This window comes from Paenibacillus sp. 2TAB23, assembly GCF_052115165.1.
Classification (GTDB): Bacteria; Bacillota; Bacilli; order Paenibacillales; family Paenibacillaceae; genus Pristimantibacillus.
Genome location: NZ_JBFRGD010000006.1, coordinates 274,270 through 294,180, shown reverse-complemented (window position 1 = coordinate 294,180; position 19,911 = coordinate 274,270). Strand labels below are relative to the sequence as shown.

11 protein-coding genes are annotated in these 19,911 nt (G+C 49.0%); 10 read left to right on the top strand and 1 reads right to left on the bottom strand.

Annotated elements, in window-relative coordinates:
* The first annotated feature begins 16 nt into the window (after positions 1 to 16).
* On the top strand, positions 17 to 3,259 hold the full coding sequence (locus AB4Z29_RS11965; RefSeq protein ID WP_441943272.1) for a DUF6259 domain-containing protein: 3,243 nt from the start codon (positions 17 to 19) through the stop codon (positions 3,257 to 3,259).
* Positions 3,260 to 3,422: 163 nt separating this feature from the next.
* Here the strand turns inward: AB4Z29_RS11965 and AB4Z29_RS11960 are convergent, their stop codons facing one another.
* On the bottom strand, positions 3,423 to 4,907 hold the full coding sequence (locus tag AB4Z29_RS11960; RefSeq protein WP_441943304.1) for an FGGY-family carbohydrate kinase: 1,485 nt from the start codon (positions 4,905 to 4,907) through the stop codon (positions 3,423 to 3,425).
* 283 nt (positions 4,908 to 5,190) lie between these two features.
* Between AB4Z29_RS11960 and AB4Z29_RS11955 the strand changes: the two genes are divergently transcribed.
* The 9 genes from AB4Z29_RS11955 (at position 5,191) to AB4Z29_RS11915 (ending at position 19,910) form a co-directional block, all read left to right on the top strand.
* Positions 5,191 to 6,066 (top strand): class II fructose-bisphosphate aldolase, encoded by an 876-nt coding sequence (locus AB4Z29_RS11955; protein ID WP_441943271.1) that lies wholly within the window; start codon positions 5,191 to 5,193, stop codon positions 6,064 to 6,066.
* A gap of 35 nt (positions 6,067 to 6,101) precedes the next feature.
* Entirely contained in the window at positions 6,102 to 6,938 is an 837-nt protein-coding gene (locus tag AB4Z29_RS11950) for a class I fructose-bisphosphate aldolase (RefSeq protein ID WP_441943270.1), read from the top strand.
* A gap of 5 nt (positions 6,939 to 6,943) precedes the next feature.
* Positions 6,944 to 8,098, top strand: coding sequence for a Gfo/Idh/MocA family protein (locus tag AB4Z29_RS11945; protein ID WP_441943269.1), 1,155 nt, complete (start codon positions 6,944 to 6,946; stop codon positions 8,096 to 8,098).
* A gap of 23 nt (positions 8,099 to 8,121) precedes the next feature.
* Positions 8,122 to 9,162, top strand: coding sequence for a DUF4432 family protein (locus tag AB4Z29_RS11940; protein WP_441943268.1), 1,041 nt, complete (start codon positions 8,122 to 8,124; stop codon positions 9,160 to 9,162).
* 24 nt (positions 9,163 to 9,186) lie between these two features.
* Entirely contained in the window at positions 9,187 to 10,683 is a 1,497-nt protein-coding gene (araA, locus tag AB4Z29_RS11935) for an L-arabinose isomerase (protein WP_441943267.1), read from the top strand.
* 98 nt (positions 10,684 to 10,781) lie between these two features.
* On the top strand, positions 10,782 to 12,197 hold the full coding sequence (locus AB4Z29_RS11930; protein ID WP_441943266.1) for an FAD-linked oxidase C-terminal domain-containing protein: 1,416 nt from the start codon (positions 10,782 to 10,784) through the stop codon (positions 12,195 to 12,197).
* A complete protein-coding gene (locus tag AB4Z29_RS11925; protein WP_441943265.1) occupies positions 12,190 to 13,539 on the top strand; it encodes a (Fe-S)-binding protein in 1,350 nt (449 codons plus the stop codon). The genes AB4Z29_RS11930 and AB4Z29_RS11925 overlap by 8 nt, the downstream gene beginning before the upstream one ends.
* A 180-nt stretch (positions 13,540 to 13,719) precedes the next feature.
* Positions 13,720 to 14,475 (top strand): DeoR/GlpR family DNA-binding transcription regulator, encoded by a 756-nt coding sequence (locus tag AB4Z29_RS11920; protein ID WP_441943264.1) that lies wholly within the window; start codon positions 13,720 to 13,722, stop codon positions 14,473 to 14,475.
* A 263-nt stretch (positions 14,476 to 14,738) separates the two neighbouring features.
* Positions 14,739 to 19,910 carry an S-layer homology domain-containing protein gene (locus AB4Z29_RS11915; RefSeq protein WP_441943303.1) on the top strand — a complete coding sequence of 1,724 codons (5,172 nt, stop codon included), beginning with the start codon at positions 14,739 to 14,741 and terminating at the stop codon, positions 19,908 to 19,910.
* Position 19,911 lies beyond the last annotated feature (1 nt).

The window sequence follows — 19,911 nt, the reverse complement described above, 5'->3', positions numbered from 1 at the left end:
GGAGAGGGGATTCATAATGAAATTTCATGTCAAAAGGCAATTGGTGGCATGCATGGCATTTATCCTTGTATTCGGCATGCTAAATGGATTCGCTTCCGCCAACAGTGCGCTAGTCACTTTGAATGCAAGCACAGGCGCCATCAACTTCACTTACGGAAGCGTCGGCTTGGCACTTGGCAATAGCAGCCCGTTAACGGGCATTCGTCACCTGTCTTTAACGAATTTGTGGAATAACTCCTCTGCTTCCAGCTCGGCTATCAAGAAAGGGCATACGACCTTCGGGCAAACCTGGGGAGCCGGTTCCAGCAGAGCAGAATTAGAAACGACCGTTGCTGCGAAGTATGACGGCACGCTTACCGTCAGCCAACATGCGGATTCAGCAGCGCAGGGGATTTCGGGTATTCAATGGGGACTCATTGTGCCCGATACGTATGATTTGATTATTCCCGTATTGGGGGGCATTCGCCTTACGGCGGAATCGCCCGATGCTGCCTATGGCTTCCAGCAGTTCGACTATCCCAACATATGGGAAGCGCAGATGTTTATTATTCAGGGCGAGGAAGGCGGCATGCTCGTGCATGCCAACGACGATGCCCGTTTTTTCAAGACACTGCACGTCAAGCATGAAAACGGGAATTTCTACGTGGGTATGGAAACGCACAGTCCCGCGCCATTCCAAGAAACGACCCGATCGGTATCTACCGATTGGCGGCTCCGGGCATATGAAGGAGATTGGGTGAATGGCGCAACGAAGTACCGCGAGTGGGCGGACAAGAAGTTTGATCTGTCCAAGCTGGCGCGTCTTCAGCCGGAATGGGCGAAGGATATCGCGTTCACCGTTCTGACGGACTTAGAGGACGAACCGCTGCTAGAGTCATTGGCGCAACAGGTAAATGCTGAACAAACGCTCCTTGTCGTACCTGGCTGGCGATCCGATCCCTACGATGTCAATTTCCCGAACTATTCACCAAAACCGGACATTGCGGATAAAATCGATGCCGCACAAGCGCTAGGCTTCAAGGTCATGCTCTATGTCAATATTTTTGGCGTGACTCCTAGCAATCCTGCGTATGCAACGATGCAGCCTTATCAGGTTAAGGATCCGTTTACGCTTGATCCGATTTATTCGGAGTACACCGCGGGATCGGAGCAGATTAAATTCGCACAAATTAATCCGGCATCGCAAGTCTGGCGCGATCTGTTTGTCGGCAAAATGGTCGATCTCGTCCAAGAGGTAGGTCCCGATGCGATCCATCTGGATCAATCGCTGCTGATGTATAATGACGCCAACGGCTTGTTGGACGGCAAGAACATGATGGAAGGGAATATTGCCCTTCATAAGGAATTAAGAGAAGAGCTGCCGACGAATATTGCGCTGGGTGGGGAGAGCCTGAATGAAATTACGACGCGGTACGAGGCCTTCGCGCAGCGCCACGCTTATGGCATTTTTGCTCCAACGGGTACGTGGGATACGAACAAGATCGACCAAGTCGTCCCGGCGAGCTCGGCTATTTTCGCTCCTTACACAACGATCTACGGTCATCCCGATCATGCAAACCCGTTGACCGAGGACTATTTTATCGCTTGGCATAAGGTTGTCCAGAACCGTCTGGGTGCCATTCCCATGCTTTCAAGGCCTAACTATGACCAAGTCGCGAATGCATCGCCACTCATGGAGCAGTTTCTGGATGAGGTTCGCTGGTACCAAGCCGAGAAGCCGGCTGCGGATTTTACGAGTTGGTCGGATACGACGTTGTTTGCGTTCCGAACAGCCGATGGAGAAGCAGCCAAATATGAAAGAGATGCGTTTGGCGAGAAGCTAACCGATTACAGCTTGGGAGCACCCGCTGTAGGAGAGGACGTGCTTCGCTATTTATACGGCAACGAAACCGTCGAGCTTCCTGGCCGGATTCCGGATTGGTATCTCTATGACTCTACGAAGCTGTTCGGCCTGAATCCGGAAAAAACATATCTTTACAGCAAAGAGGCCCGAGACCCCAATGCGTTCCATGTCTATGAATGGCCGTCCGACGTAGCGATGAAGCGGCTATCTCTCAAAACGAGCCATGCCGTATTATCGCTGGAGGACAAACAGCAGCCAGCCACCATCGACTTTCTCAATTATTCGGGCCCGATTCGCGCAGGCGAAAAGCTCGGCGACGGTACTGTTCATGAAACAAGCGCGCCTTTCTCGTCTGAAAACGGGTTTTCCCATACGTTTCCACAAGGCGGAACCGTGCAGCACTGGGGAGACCGAATGCTTGCCCATCCTCCTTATTCGGGGCAATGGCAAGGAGGACATACGTGGTTGGAATTTGACGTGCTGCTTCCAGAAGATCGTACGTCCGTATTTAAGACGGGTGTTCAGCTAGGCTCCGAGCAGAATGTGCTAAGCAGCGACGGCGTAACCTTCAAAGCGTTCGCTTGGGAGAAAGCAGCTCCGGCTGCGACGCGTCCCGTTCTAAGCGAGGAACAATTCAGCAGAAGCGCGTCTCCTATATCCGTGGAGCTGGATTTAGCTTCATTCGCAGGCAAGGAAGTTACGATCCGGCTGGAGACACATCCAGGCACCACCGTAGACAACGACTCGGCCGTATGGGTAACTCCGCGCGTCGTGATTGATCCTGTGGCAGGTACTGCACGTACCGTAAATCTGAAGCTAGTGAGCCCCCAGACGATTACATCCGTGGAATCGTTATCGGGCTTGGCTCAGTATACGGATCTTGGCAATCATCGTTACCAGGTTACGGCTCCTGCTACCGATATGCTGTATCTCATTTACGGAACTGCAGCACCGGTACAGCTTCCGCTTGCTTTGTCCGATGAACCTTTCGATTCGAGTCTCCTGTTCGAGAATGGAACGGAAGGAGCGCCGCAAGGTCCTTTCGGAGGAAGTGCCGGTGAAGGCTCGGTGCTAGGTATCGAAAAGCAGGGACTGGACGCCCACCCGCCTCAGCGGGGGCAGACGCATATCGACTACGCTTTAACGCTTCCGGCAGGCGTTGATACCAAGATTAGCGGATATATCGGAATCAAGGACGGCGCGGATGATTCGCAGGGAGTCGGCTTCCGTATTGCGGTAAACGGGCATGTGTTATGGTCGGAGGACCTTATGCCTGGAGGGGCATGGACGCCGTTTAGCCTTGCTTTGGACGATTATGCTGGAAAGTCCGTTGTCATGACCCTGATTACGGACTCCCTTGGGGATTACGGATATGATTGGGCTTTCTGGGGAGAACCAACGCTTAGTCTGAATTAGTCGCAGTTTGCATTTAATCAAACCGCAGCAAATGCGTTACAAGCAGTGATATCAGACTTGCTCTGACATCACTGCTTATTTCGTTACGGGGTAGCACTCAAAAAAAGAAACATTCCCGATATTGCAGCTTGGCTGCGCATCCTGGAATGTTTCTTTTTCAAACTTATAAGGTGGAAATTGCTCGCGAAAGAGCTTTGTATTTCTCATACCGCTCCTGATAGAGGGACGTATTAGGCTCACTTGGGTAAAACACTCGAAGCGGTTTGACCAGTACGTTCACTGCTTCCTCATAAGACTGGTAAACGCCGGAAGCTTTTCCTGCAAGAATGATGTTGCCCATCGTACCAGCTTCGCTAACGTTTAATCTCTCTACCGGACAATTCATGATGTCTGCCTTGATCTGCAGCCACTCGTCGGATTTAGCTCCGCCGCCTACCGCACGCAGCGTCTCAATAGGAATGCCTGCTTCCGCGAGGCATTCAAGGTTGTAGCGCATTTCGTACGTAACCCCCTCCATTAATGCCCGGTACAGATGGGTGGAATCTGTATCAAACGACAATCCATAAATCGTGCCCTTGGCTTCGGGATTCATGTAAGGCGTACCCGATCCGGCAAAATGAGGAATTACGAGCAAATCGGTAGGCGATTCGGCAGATGTTGAATTCAAATAGTCGTAAACGTTAATGCCTAATTTGCGGGCTTCGGCTTCGGCGATTTGACCGAACTTGTCCCGGTACCACCGAATAAGGGAACCGCCGGTAAAATTGAAGGCGTACGTCAAATAGAGACCTTCAATAACATGCGGTGCGCAATTGAATTGATACTGGAGCATCTTGGTATCCAGAATCGGTGAAGTATAGGCAGGCGTAATGCATTCCACGGTTCCAATGCCGTCCACCGCATGGTTGTTATGTAGAATGCCTGCACCGAGAGCGGCACAGGCTTGATCATGGCCACCTGCTACTACTAACGTTTCTGAACGGAAACCTAGCGCTTGCCTTATTTCATTGCGAACGGAGCCAATGATTCGGCCAGACTGAATGAGGTCAGGAAATTTGCCTACTTCAATTCCGGCGGCGTCAAACATTTCAGAGTCCCATTCTTTTTTGGACACATTAAAAGCCATAGTACGGGAGGCCAAGGTGTAGTCCGTAACGGAAATACCCGTGAGTAAAAATGCGATGAAATCGCCAAACGGCATGAATTTCCATGCTTTTTGGTAAATCTCAGGCTGGTATTGTTTGATCCACATGACCTTTGGGAGGGAGAACATCGGATGCAAGGGGACTCCCGTAAGCTCCATCGTCCGTTCCCTTCCGATTTTTTGTTCAATGATTGCAGCTTGCTCTATACCTCTTGGATCCGTATACAAAATGGCATTGCTTAATACATGTCCATCATGGTCAACGGGAACAACCGTCTCGCCCAAGGAAGAAATGCTAAGGGCGCGAACATTGATGCCGGGAACGGCTAAGAGCGCATCTGCGATAACCCGTTTGACGGATTCCCAGACTCGTTCTGGATTTAGCTCGTAATCTCCCGGTTTGGGCTGTTCCAAAGGGTATTCCATATACGCTGCTGACAGAAGAGTCCCTCCCTCGTCAAAGAGCGAAGCCTTGCATCCAGTCGTTCCGATGTCGAGTCCCATTAGTGACAATTTGTTATCCCTCCAATAAAAGTATATGTTCATTATAAACAATTTTTGTTCATTTGTATAACAAAAATTTTAGGGTTGATTTTTAGGTGAAGCAGCTGATTTCTTTAATGAAATGCGGATAATTTTGACGTTTTTAATTAGAATGCTTTTCTTTTAAAAGAAAGATAGAGTTTGAGATTGTAATTTTGATATTGCTTATTAAACAGGAATTAACTATAATATGTTTGAAACGAACATTTCGAATTATAGACTGAATAGAAAGGCGGTAGGTAATTTGTCTAAAGTCTCGATGGGTGAAATGCTGCGGGATGCTTCTCGTAGGGGCTATGCCGTTCCTTGCTTTAACGCAATAAATTTAGAAATGGTTCGCGGAATCATTGAGGCCGCTGAGGATGAACAGTCGCCAGTCATCCTGTGCCATGCTGAAATTCATTTTAAGTATACGCCGCTCGAGCAGATTGCCCCCATCATGGTAGAAGCGATGAACCGAGCCAAGGTACCGGTCAGCATCCTTCTCGATCACGGAAAGAGCTTCTCCGCGGTTACGAATGCGATGCATTTAGGATTTAACGCGATCATGTTCGATGGATCGGAGTATGAGTATGAAGAAAATGTTCGCAAAACCGCAGAGATCGTGAGGATTGCTAAAACGCTTGGCGTTTCGGTGGAAGGTGAGCTCGGCTACGTAACCCGGCCAAAAAGCGGCGGGGCGGAAGGCGAGGACGATGATTCAATCATTGACGATACTTCGCTCTATACCGATCCCGAGCAAGCAAGGGAGTTTGTTGAACGAACCGGTATTGATGCGCTTGCCGCTGCGTTTGGTACTGTGCACGGCGTTTATTTGAAAAAACCAGTTTTGGATTTAAAGCGCTTGGAGCAAATTCGGAATACGGCGGGTGTTCCGATCGTGATGCACGGTGGGTCTGGGTTGTCGGAGGAAGACTTCCATAAGTCAATCGATCACGGTGCGTCTAAAATCAATTATTACACAGGAATGGCGCTTAAGGTTGTTGACCGGGCCAAAGAACGTTTTAACCAGTCGGAAGAGAAGACGTTCTATCACGAATTCATGATGAATGTCATTCAGGACTTTAAAGAAGACGCGCAGCAAATTATGCGTACGTTCCGCAGCAGCAACAAAGCGTAATTACCATTAAAACAAGTATATGGGGTGTGTCAAAAATGTCCGTTACCGCTCGTTTAAATCGTTTATTTAGTGAACAAGGCAAGTGCTTTGACGTTGCGATCGATCATGGCTTTTTCAATGAATATTCATTCTTGGCAGGCATCGAGAACATGAAAGCGGCAATCGAGACGATTGTACGTGCCAATCCCGACGCGATACAGCTTAGCGTTGGCCAAGCAGAGCATCTTCAAGCTATTCGAGGCAAAGAAAAACCTTCACTCGTGCTGCGTACGGATGTTGCTAACGTGTACGGTACGAAGCTTCCCTCACACTTATTCAGTGAGCTCATTCATAATCCGGTTGAACAAGCAGTTCGCCTGGACGCAGCTTGTGTCGTTGTAAATTTGCTGCTTCTGCCGGGACAACCGGAGCTTCATCGCCAATGCGTACAAAATATCTCGAAGCTGAAAACGGATTGCGAACGTTATGGCATGCCGCTTATGGTAGAGCCGCTCGTTATGCTTCCGAATGAGCAAAAAGGAGGCTATATGGTCGATGGCGACATTACGAAGATCGTTCCGCTTGTTCGTCAAGGTACGGAGCTTGGCGCGGATATTATCAAAGCCGATCCATGCGATAACGTAGAGGATTATCATAAGGTCGTAGAAGCCGCATCAGGCAAGCCGGTATTGCCACGCGGCGGCGGACGGGCTTCGGACGAAGAAATTTTGTCGAGAACCTATGCTCTTATGGAGCAAGGAGCTTCAGGAATTGTATACGGACGAAATGTCATCCAGCATGATAATCCAGAGGCGATGACTCGCGCGTTTATGGCTGTCGTTCACCAAGGCGCGACGCCTGAGCAAGCAATCGCTATTTTGAAAGGGGCGTAATCGGCATGCCGAAAAAAGTCATTCGCTTCGGTGTCATCGGCTGCGGATTAATGGGAAAAGAATTTGCAAGCGCCGCGGCGCGTTGGTGCCACTTGACCAATGTGGATTTTATTCCTGAAATTACACATGTATGCGATGCGCACCTGCCTGCGACAGAATGGTTCACAAATAATTTGCCTAGCGTGAAGAAAGCCACTTCCGATTACCGAGAGCTCATCGCGGATCCGGACGTGGATGCTGTCTACTGCGCAGTGCCGCATAACCTGCATGAGCAATTATATATAGATATCATTAAAGCCGGAAAACATTTGCTTGGCGAAAAGCCATTTGGGATCGATGCAGAAGCCAATCGTTCAATCATGAAAGCAATCGCGGAGAATCCGGACGTGACCGTTCGCTGCTCCTCTGAATTTCCGTTCTTCCCGGGAGCCCAGCGGATTGTAGAATGGGTTAATCAAGAAAAATTCGGACAAATCATCGAGGTTGAAGCCGGCTTCTGGCATAGCAGTGACCTCGATCCGAACAAAACGATCAATTGGAAACGCCGTATCGGAACCAATGGCGAATACGGCTGCATGGGCGATTTGGGCATGCACGTCGCGCATCTTCCTTTCCGCTTCGGTTGGAAGCCAGCGAACGTAAGGTCGCTGCTTAGTAAAATCGTGGAGGAGCGCCCAGATGGAAAAGGCGGCATGGCCGCTTGTGAAACATGGGACAATGCGATTCTGGCATGTGAGGTCAAAACAGATAAGTATGATTTCCCGATGGTGCTTTCCATGAAACGGATTGCTCCAGGTCACGCCAACACTTGGTTTATCCGCATTAACGGCACAAAAGGGTCAGCGGAGTTCACGACCAAGAACCCGAAGCAGGTCGCATTCCTTCCCTACGAGCCAAGCGGCGAGCAGGCATGGCATATTACAGACGTTCCGTATAAATCAGCCTATGGAACGATTACTGGAGGTATCTTCGAATTCGGTTTCTCGGACTCGATCTTACAGATGTGGGCGGCTTTCTGCGATGAGATCGCAAACGGCAAAGACAACCAATCTTCCTTCCAATGCGCGAAACCGGAAGAAGCGGCGATGAGCCATCACCTTTTCACGGCGGCTTTGGAGTCGGAGAAAACGGATCATACGGTGTCGCTGAACTGGGAATAGCACTGCTGAAGGGGGCGGAAAGCGTGAAACTTTACGGAAGAGACTGGAAACGCCGCGAATTGGAAGCGAGAGTTGGCCGTATCGAGCAAATTGGCGGCATTGAACGTTACACCAGAAGCGAAGGACCTGAAGCGGGAGTAGACACGTTCCGAGTGCGAACCGGAGGGGGGTTATCTTACTGGATCACGCCAAGCAAGGGGATGGATATCTCACTTGCCGAAATGCATGGCGTACCCGTTAGTTGGTCTGCGGGCAACGGAGAGCCTCACCCTTCTTATTACGATCAGCGAGAAGCGGAATGGCTGCGAACGGCATCCGGTGGCTTGCTTATGACATGCGGATTAACACAGGTTGGATCACCGGGTAAAGACAGCGACGGTGCTTATGGTCTTCATGGCCGAATTCATCATACGCCAGCACGCCAAATTTCTTCTTGGTCAGAATGGGAAGGCGACGATTATGTGCTGCGATTCCGTGGAGTCGCAGAGGAGACCTCGATTTTTGGCGAGCATTTACGCTTGACTAGGACATTAACTAGCTATTTAGGGGAAAATCGCATAGCCATCCTGGATTCCGTTCAGAACGTTGGATTTCGTCCTGCGCCTCATATGATGCTTTATCATTTCAACTTCGGATTCCCGCTGCTTGCCGAGGACACGACAGTGGAGCTTCCCAAAGGAAAAACTTCAACTCGCGACAGCGATATGGATACGAGAAGGATGGGGGGATGGCAAGCGCCTGATCCTTCCTTCAAGGAACAAGTGTATTATCATAAGCCTGACGAAGGCAGGAATGCGGTCTGCGCACGTATTCATAGTCCCTCATTCCCGGCTTGTCCTGCATACACCAATTCACAAGGGCTATCGGTCGAACTGGAATGGGATCCTGTCACGCTTCCGAAATTTGTTCAATGGCACATGCCAGGATCGGGTGAGCATGTACTTGGGCTTGAGCCTTCTAATTGCTGGACGAGGGGCAGGGCGTACGAAAGGGAGAGAGAGTCGCTCCGTATATTAGAGCCGAGTGAAACCGTCGATTATCGATTAGAATTGCGATTTATTTAAACACATTCTAAGGAGGATACAGCTATGCTGCAGACTAAGCCTTATGTATTTTGGTTCGTAACGGGAAGTCAGGGACTGTATGGAGAAGATGTTTTGTCAAAAGTGGAGGACAATGCGAAGGAAATGGTCGCCGGGCTGGATCAAGACGATGCTCTTCCTTATCACATCGTATTTAAAGCAGTCGTAACAACGCCGGAAGCTATTCGTCGTGTCTGCTTGGAAGCGAATTCAGACGATCATTGTGCTGGAATCATCACTTGGATGCATACTTTCTCGCCAGCAAAAATGTGGATCTCAGGCCTTACCCAACTGCGTAAGCCGTTGCTGCACTTTCATACGCAGTTTAATTTAGATATTCCTTGGGACAGCATCGACATGGACTTCATGAATTTGAATCAAGCGGCGCATGGCGACCGGGAATTCGGATTTATCGGTGCCCGACTCGGCATAGCCCGCAAAATCATTGCAGGGCACTGGAAAGACGCGCGAGTACGCGGCAGAATCGGTTCTTGGATGAGAACGGCTACGGGCTTCACGGAAAGCCAAACGATGAAGATCGCTCGTTTCGGCGATAACATGCGTTATGTCGCCGTCACGGAAGGCGATAAAGTCGAAGGACAAATCCGATTCGGGTGGTCGGTTAACGGTTATCCTGCGGGCGATCTAGCGGAACGTGTGCAGGATGTCACGGATGGACAAGTCAAGGAATTGATGGATGAGTACACAGAGCGGTATGACTTCACGGAGAACGGTCAACGTGAAGGTTCCGAGCGTGATGCGATTCGGGAACAAGCACGTATGGAGCTTGCATTGAAAGCGTTTCTTCAAGAAGGCGGTTACAGCGCATTCGTGACAAGCTTTCAAGATTTACACGGCTTGAAACAGCTGCCTGGCCTAGCTGCGCAGCGACTTATGGCTGCCGGATACGGCTTTGGGGCAGAGGGTGATTGGAAAACGGCGGCTCTTGTTCGCATTATGAAAATAATGGCCGAAAACAAAGGCACGTCCTTTATGGAAGATTATACGTATCACATGCAGGAGGGCAATCAGCTTGTCCTCGGCGCCCATATGTTAGAGATATGTCCGACTGTTGCCGTCAGCAAGCCGAAAATTGAGGTTCATCCGTTGTTCGTAGGCGGTAAAGCCGATCCTGCCCGTCTCACTTTTAATGGGAATAGCGGCAAAGCAATCAATGCTACCGTCGTTGATCTTGGAGACAGATTTCGTCTGATCGTAAACGAAGTAACGGCTGTGAAGAACGAGAAGGAAATGCCGAACCTGCCGGTAGCGCGGGTTCTGTGGAAGCCTGAGCCGTCGTTATCGGATGCGGCCGAAGCGTGGATTTTGGCTGGCGGCGCGCACCACTTCGGTTTCTCTTTCCATGTGACAAGCGAGCAGCTGGCGGACTGGGCAAAGATGGCCGGTATCGAATGCATCATTATTAATCAGGCGTCTACGATGGCGAGCCTGGAGAACGAGATTCGCTGGAATGATTTATATTACCGTTTGAACCATAAATAATAGTCGTTTTTATGACGAGAAACCAACGCTCCTGTCTGTAATATGTTTTAAAGAGCCGTTTGTGTTTCTCGTCCATTTTCATTCCGGGGGGACTTGCAATGTTGAGCATCGAAGTTAAAGGCGAATTAAAAACGATAGTAGGCGATTCCTATTTTAAAGACGATCCCCAGTCGCTGATTACCCATTCCTATGACGGCACGCCGATGCAGCAAGCACTGCCTGACGGCGTTATTTATCCGGAAACGACCGAGCAGATAGCTGCAATTATGAAGGTCCTCCATCGTCATCATATTCCCTTGATTGCCCGCGGCTCGGGAACGAACTTATGCGGAGGAACCGTTCCTGTTACTGGCGGCGTTGTTATGGTGTTGCACAGAATGAATCGGATACTGGAGATTGATCTTGAAAATTTGACGGCAGTTGTACAGCCCGGCGTGAACACGAAGCAGTTTATCACTGAGGTAGAAAATCTAGGGCTTTTTTACCCGCCAGACCCGAGCAGTATGTCGATTTCCACAATCGGTGGAAACATTGCAGAATGCTCCGGCGGTCTCCGCGGCCTCAAATACGGAACGACCAAAGATTATGTTATCGGACTCGAAGCCGTTTTGGCTAATGGCGATATTTTGCGTACGGGCGGAAAGTTGATGAAGGATGTCGCTGGTTACGATTTAACGAAGCTGCTTGTCGGTTCAGAGGGGACGCTTGCCGTTATTACGGAGGCTACGCTTAAGCTTATTCCGCCTCCCAAAACCAAAAAAACGATGCTGGCGATGTACAGGGATATTAATGGAGCTGCGAGAACGGTATCCAAAATCATCGAAAACCGGATTATTCCCGCAACGCTGGAGTTTATGGACCGTCCAACCATTCAGGTCGTCGATGATTATGCGAAGCTCGGATTGCCGAGGGACATGGAAGCGATTTTGCTTATCGAGCAGGATGGCGAAGCGGAGACAGTAGAGCGAGACATAGCCATTATTGAAGAAATATGCATGAGTGAGCAGGCGGATCGCATCGATGTTGCGGAAACCGCGGAGGAGGCACTGAAATTAATGACGGCGCGCCGTAGTGCGTTCACGGCGCTAGCGAGGCTGAGACCTACGACGATACTTGAGGATGCGACTGTCCCGCGTTCGAAGATTGCTGACATGGTACTGGAAATTAACCGGATAGCCAAGAAGCATAATGTTCAAATTTGCACCTTCGGTCATGCAGGCGATGGTAATCTGCATCCTACGGCGACTACGGACGCTCGTAATCATGATGAGGTGCAACGCGTGGAGGCCGCGTTCGAGGAAATATTCGAAGCAGCCATCCGTTTGGGAGGTACGATTACGGGGGAGCATGGAGTTGGTATCGTGAAGGCTCCTTTCCTAGAATGGAAAGTGGGTACGGCGGGTATCGAAGTGATGAAGGCGATCAAGCTGGCGTTCGATCCGCTGAACATCCTGAATCCCGGAAAAATGTTCGCGAAGGAAACGAGGAAAAGGGTGATAATCGGACATGGGTGAGAAAAGCATCGGCGAAACGAGAAATGCGATGGCTTCCAAGCTGGCAGCCAAACTGGACTATGAACAGCTAACGAATTGCATGCGCTGCGGATTTTGCCTCCCTGCTTGCCCGACTTTCAGGGAAACCGGTATTGAGGCTGAGTCACCAAGAGGGCGAATAGCATTAATGAAAGCGGTTGTTGATGGCATAATGGAGCCCGACCGGCAATTTGAAGAGCAAATGGATCATTGCCTTGGATGCCGAGCGTGCGAGCCGGCTTGTCCCGCCGACGTGAAATACGGGCAGCTTATCGAGCAAACGCGGGATGCGATTGAAGAGCATACCGATCGGCATCGTTGGTGGGTAAAAGGGCTTCGCCGTACGGTATTAAAGGAGATGTTCCCGCATCAAAAAAGGATGCGGCTGTTAGGTGGCGCACTTAAAGCGTACCAGAAAACAGGGCTTCGCAAAGTCGCACACGCCAGCGGAATAATGAAGCTGTTCCCTGCTCATTTGCGCGAGATGGAGAGCATATTGCCTGACACATCATACAAAGGAGTGGCCGAGAAAATCGGGACCAGACACATGTCAAAAGGGGAAAGAATTGCTACCGTCGCGCTTTTTCGAGGCTGCCTCATGGATATGATGTTTACGCAAACCAACATCCATACCGTTACATTGTTAACGGAGTCGGGATTTGACGTGATCATACCAGTAACTCAAAATTGCTGCGGCGCTTTGCACGCCCATAGCGGGGAGTCCGAAGAAGCCAAATCCCTGGCGCGGGGGAATATTAGAGCGTTTAAGGATGCGAACGTCGATTATATCGTAACCAACGCGGGAGGCTGTGGCGCAATATTGGTCGAGTATGATCATTTACTCCAAGATGATGCCAATTGGAAAGCGGATGCCAAATGGTTTGCCGAGCGGGTTATTGACATATCCGATCTTCTGGTTCGGATGGGCCGCAAGCTGCCGTTCTCGGAACGAGGCGAAAGCAAAGAGGAGGAGTCGCTCCGTATAACCTATCAAGATTCTTGTCATCTCCGTAATGTCATGCGTGCATCGGATGCACCAAGAAAGCTTATGGGCGAGCTTGACGGCGTAACTTACGTTGAAATGAAAGAAGCGGATCGCTGCTGCGGCTCTGCAGGTATTTACAATGTGACGCAACCGGAAATGGCAGGACAAATTCTGGAGCATAAGATGGTGCACGCGAACAATACGCAAGCGGAATATGTAGTGACCAGCAATCCTGGCTGCTTGCTGCAAATGAAGCATGGGATCGAAAAACATGGCTCGCCTGAACGAATGAAAGCTGTCCATATCGTTGATTTTTTATATGATCGACTGAAACGTTGATAAGCAATGAAGTAGTTACAAGCAGCAGAATGTTTAAAATAGACGAAAATATTACGAAATGAAACATTTTTTGTTGATTTCCATAATTTCATTCCATACAATTAAGGTACAACCTTTCGGAAATGGAATCGTTTATTGCTTTTTGCTTAAAACCATCTGCTGGAGATATGAGGGTGTGCCATGAAGGACGATTTGAATGACAGACAAAAACAAATTATTCAACAGTTACAGACCAAAGGCGAGGTCAAAATAGCGGAATTGAAGGAATTTTTCGACGTAACGGATATGACCGTGCGAAGAGATCTAGAGAAAATGGAACGCAGCGGCCTGCTTAAAAGAACGTTCGGTGGCGCTATTCTTGCATCGAAAGACGTTGCGCTGAGAGAGCGTTCTATTGTACGAGGAGCAGAGAAAGAGCGAATTGGGCGACTAGCAGCCAGCTTAGTTCAACCTGGCGAGTCGATCTTTATTGATGGAGGTTCTACCACGCTTCAGATTGCGCGGCATCTCCCGGAAGAAGCCAATATTACAATTGTTACGAATGCTATTAACGTAGCAGCCGAGCTGTCAGAAAAAAGGATTCCGACGATAGTTCTTGGCGGAATATTAATGGATACGACCAAGTCAATGGTAGGGCCTGTAACGCTGGAGACGATTTCTCGCATGGCATTTGACAAGGTGTTCTTGGGAGCAACCGGTCTTCATCCCCAACACGGATTCAGCAACTCCAATATGCATGAAGCAGAAATTAAGCGTGTTGCCATTCAAAAAGCGAAAGAATCGTATATTGTAATGGATCACTCTAAATTCGGTACGACCATGCTGGTTTCTTTTGCGGATTTGAAAGTAGTAACAGCAATCATTACGGACGAAAGTCCGAATCAAGAAATGGTTTCGATTTGCCAAACGGCTGAGACAAGCATTTTTTTAGCATAGTAATAGCTAATTACAACTGATATAGGGGGCTTTCTATCAGTATACAGAGAAAGAAAAACAGCTATCAGCGAAAAAGCGGATGCTGTTTTTTTGTGCGTCACAGAATAAGTAAGTACATGAAATTATTGTGGACTTAAGCCAAAATACCATTAAAACACATAGCAGTTTCAAAGATAAGCACATGTTAATGGAGCTGGACGGAATGATAGGATAATGATGTTACGAGGGGGATTCAATCACAGGGGGTTATTAATTTGAGAAAAATGATCTGGAAACGAGTTTTCTTAGTTGTGATGGTAGCGATGCTGTTGACGATGGGCTGGCCTTCGGGAACGAATATTTCGTATGCTCAAGCAGATGAAAGCACAATTTTCTTTGATAATTTTGAAGATGAAGAAGCTACGGCCTGGACTCCCGAGAGCGGCTCCTGGGCTACCGTTAATCGTACGGGAGTAACTTTATTCTCTGATGAATTCGAGAATGAAGGCGCCAAAGGGTGGACTTCTAATGGGGGCGAGTGGTCTAGCGAACAAGGAGACTCTTCTAACGTCTATCAACAGAGTTCCAGCAACGGGGGAGCAGAGCTAATTGCAGGGAGCAATGCTTGGACAGATTACTCCTTTGAAGCGGATGTGAAGCTGATCAGCGGCGCTGGAGCGATGCTGGAGTTTCGGCATCAGGATAACCAGAATTTTTATTATTTGTATATGAGTGAATCGTACATCAGGTTAATGAAACAAAACGGCAGCGCTCAGGATTGGTTACAGGCCTACGATGGTCCTTCTCTTGATGTCTCGAGGTTCGTGCATCTGAAAATCGATGTGATAGGGAATCAAATCCGTGTGTATAAAGACGGTGATTTGGTTATCGAGACTGCGGATGAGAACGGTTATATTCCATCGGGGAAGGTAGCGCTTGCCACATGGGCCTCTACGGCGCAATTCGATCATGTTGCCGTGACAGATCTGTCTGCTAATCAAGTTTATTCGCAAACGGAGAGCAGCGGCGGTATTTCCCATACAGGCCATAGCGCTTGGGCTAATTATTCCGTACAAGCCCAAGTGATGCCGACAGCCATAAGCGAGGATGGAACGGTTGGCTTAAGCCTGAGATATCAGGATAGTCTGAACAGATATGATTTGCAGTATACCGAAGCTGGGAAAATCCAGATTGTCAAAGTATTGGACGGAGTTTTGACAACGCTTACAGAAATGGCTTTCAGGATGGAAGAGGGCAAGGCCTACACATTTAAAGGTGTAGCAGGAGGGAAATCGATCGACTTTTATATTAACGGCGACAAACTGCTGTCCGCGGAAGACACCTCTTTTGCAGCCGGAAAGATTGCTTTGAAGATGTCAGGAGCAACTGCCGACTTTGATAATATAGAGGTACAAAAGGTATTAGCGCCTATTCATTCGGATGGCCACACCGCTTATTATGTCAGTTCCAGCACTGGCGATGATGCGAACGATGGCTTAAGCGCTGAACGCGCATGGAAGACGCTTAATAAAATCAATATTTCGGCTTTCAGTGCAGGAGATTCCATTCTCTTGAAATCCGGCGACGCATGGAATGAACCGCTAGTTCTGAGCGGCTCCGGCTCGAAGGAGCACCCGATTACGGTATCTTCTTACGGCTCAGGCGCTAAGCCTGTCATCTCGTGGAATGCTCCATACGGCGGAAGTGTGGTCACTGGGCATAATCTAAGCCACTGGACGATTAAGGGATTGGCCGTTAATATCCTAACCTCCTCAACGTTATYGTGGAGCAATATTACTGCAGGAATTAACGTTATTTATGATCATGCCCAGCGTTACGAAAATCTTCGAATTGAAGAGAATACCGTATACAGCGCTAATTACAATAGTAATAGCAATGGCATTATGATTACAGCATTGATTCCGGGATCCGACATCAAAGAGGTTGTAACGGATGTTTCGATCATTAACAATGAGGTCCACAATGTGGGGTGGTATGGAATAACCACAGCCGGATGGGATACCGCGAAAAACGAGGATTTGCGGTCCCAGATGCTGTTTGGAAACTTTAACATCCGCGGGAATTACGTCCATCATACAGCCAGCCAAGGAATTGTCCTGCAAAATGCCCATCATTCCGTTATCGAAAGAAATGTAGTTCATGACGGAGGGCTCGGCGTGGACACTTGGGGACCAGGCGGCTTGTGGATCATCGCCTCCCGGGATTCGGTCATTAAATTCAACGAGGTTTATAACATGAAGGACGCCGGATCGGGTTATGACGGATCAGGGGTTAACGTGGATTGGTACTGTGACAATATTACCGTTCAGTATAATTACGCGCACGATAACAAAGGCAATGGCATAACGACAATGAGTAACTACGGAACAAAAATATGGAATAACAAAGTCAGAGGCAATCAAGGGCAGCAATCGAACGGGAATGGCCAAATCGCGCTTGGGAATTTCACGGGCAGGCCCGATCTCTCATCAGGCGAGCATGATCTGGATGTCGCCAATAATATGATTATCGTTGACATAGAGAATACGGCTGGGATCAACAGCGCTTCTAATCCCCATGGAACGTGGACGGGAAATAAGATTTATGATAACCATATTGCGATCGCTAAAGGAATAACGAACTTTACTATTTTCGATATTGCTTCAAATACGAACTTCGATGTTATTGATCATAATAATGTTGCTAACGAAGCGCTAGCCTTTAGCTCGATTTATCATGGAACAACCTATACGAGTCTTGGATCATGGCAACAGGGTACAGGGTTTGACGGCAAGACAAGAGTGCTGCCGCTTGATGAATCGATTCCTTCGACGGTAAATCAAGTTACCGCGACGCTTAGCGATTATCCGGAGCTAGCCTGGACGGCGGGAGAAGATCAAGGGAACGGGATTCTGCACTATAACGTCTATCGAAGCGAAGACGCGGCGTTTTTGCCGGCTTATTCCAATATGGTGGGAGAATCCGCTACGACAAATTTTATTGACAGGGAAGAAGCACAGCCAAACACGACGTATTATTACAAGGTAGAAGCAGAGAATCGGAGCGGAAATGTAGGGGCTGCTTCAGAGGCTGTCCATCTAACTACCGGACCGACTGTCCCGGAAACCGAGCAACCGAAAATGGTTGATTTCGCAACCTTTCGCGATGGTCACCAATTAAATGTGGCCGATTTACAGACCATGCCTTATATCGCGGGAATACAACCCATACAAAAAGTTGAGCTGTACGTGGATGATAAATTAATGCAGGAAATGACGGCATCGCCATATGCCTATACCGTAAAGGGCTTAAGCAACGGAGAGCATTCTCTGCAATACAAGGTTTACGATACGACGGGGACAGTCACCGAGTCGAGAAAGATTAAAGTAAACAAACAAGTAAGCGCCTTGCGCAGCTTATTCACGCCATCTAGCCCGACGATTGACGGCTCCATTCATGAATGGGGTTCACCCGAGTTTGTTATGAATCAGAGAGACCAGGTGAGGAGTATCGAAAACACCTTCACTGATCAATGGTCTCTACAAAGGTTAAATGCTTTAGGTCATACCAGGTGGGATGAAGACAATTTGTATATCGCAATCAAGGTTACGGAAGACGTACACCGTTTGCCGATCTTGAATGCAGCGGATTTGTGGAAAGGCTCCAGCATTCAAATCGCTATCGATCCCGAAAGAGGACCTGTTCCGGGAAGCAAGGGATATTCAGAATTCACCTTCGGATTAACCGATGACGGCCAGGCTGTAGGGTATCGTTACAATGCCATTGCCGGCAAAACAACAGGCGAGTTTACAGCAGGGGAGATGGCGATTTCCAGAGACGAGACAACGAAGTCTACGAGTTACGAACTGAGTATCCCTTGGGGCGAAATACTCCCGGGAGGAATTTCAGTTAGCGACGGCTCAGCTTTGGGAATTTCTGTCCTTGCCAATTATAGCGACGGAAGCTTCATCAACGCGGGTAATGGAGATGCCCGAAACGGTTGGATTGAATACAACAGCGGGATCGGAGCGGGAAAAGCCCCGATTCAATATGGGTATTTGATTCTTGGCAAACAGAAATTCGAAGCTCCAACGATTAGCGCGATAGCCGGAAACGGAGAGGCGCAATTGAGTTGGAACGCGATTGCCGGAGCGACAGGCTATTATATTAAATACGGGACAGCCAGCGGAGTATATTCGAGCAAGATTGATGCGGGAAGCGCGACCCATCATACGGTATCGGGGCTTACCAAGGGAACGGCCTATTACTTTATTGCCGAAGCCTACGATTCATATGGCGAAAGCGGTCATTCCAACGAAGCAGCGATCACCGCATTGGGCGAGAAAGCGGATGGGGAAGGCAATGGAAGTTCTGGAGGCCAAGTCGGCATCGTCCGCTCCAAGGTAGAGATTAAGGACGGGGCGGCTCAAGTGAATCTTGAGGAAGGCCAATCGAGAGCTGTCGTCCTCTTATCGGAAGTTGGGATTTATCCGCTTCAAGTGCACCGTGGTAAAGTGTCGATGACCATAAGCCAAGAGCAGCTGGATAGTCTCAGAGAACAATCGGGCATTTCCGCGGGTTCTTATATTGAAATAACCATCAGCCCTGCCAACGATACGGCTATCGTAAATGCACCGCCCAGCGGCAGCAAAGCGATGATGAAAATCGCAGGTGAAGCTTATGTTTTCGAGGTCAAACTCAAGTCTTCCGATTATCGCGAAATCGCAACCGGCATAGTCTCAGGCGGCATGACGCTATCTCTGCCTTACGATCCTAATCAAGTCGATCAGGAGCTTCTCGGTATTTACGATTACGATAAGGCGAAGCTGCAATGGAGATATGTCGGCGGCGAAATCGATGAGGCGATGAATCAAGTTAAGGTGACGCTGCAGCATCTTGGCGTGTATTCGGTCATGGAATACAACAAAGCTTTCAGCGACGTGAAAGAAGGTCACTGGGCGAAGCGGGTGCTTCAAATACTGTCAGCAAAGCATATGGTCAATGGTGTGGATGAATCGCGATTTAACCCCGAAGGAACAACAACCAGAGCAGAATTCGTAACTTTACTTGCTAATGCTTTAAATTTGGAGACAGGCATTGCAAAGCATACGTTTAACGACGTCAAAGCGGATGCATGGTACGCGGATAGCGTAGCCGCAGCCATTCAAGCCGGAATCGTTACAGGGGTAAGCGCAGATCAGTTTGCCCCAGACCAATTCATCAGCCGTGCGGAAATGGTTGTGATGATCGTGCGTTCGGCCGCCATTCAACCGAAGCCGGAGGCGACAGTCGGCTACGCCGATGCGCATGATATTCCGAGATGGGCTCTACCCTACATTGCCGCTGCCGTGGAAGCGAACTTGGTCCGTGGAAGAGGAAGCAACCTGTTTGCGCCTCAGAGCAAGGCGACGCGGGCGGAGGCTGCCCAACTCGTATACAATCTACTGATTAAATAAA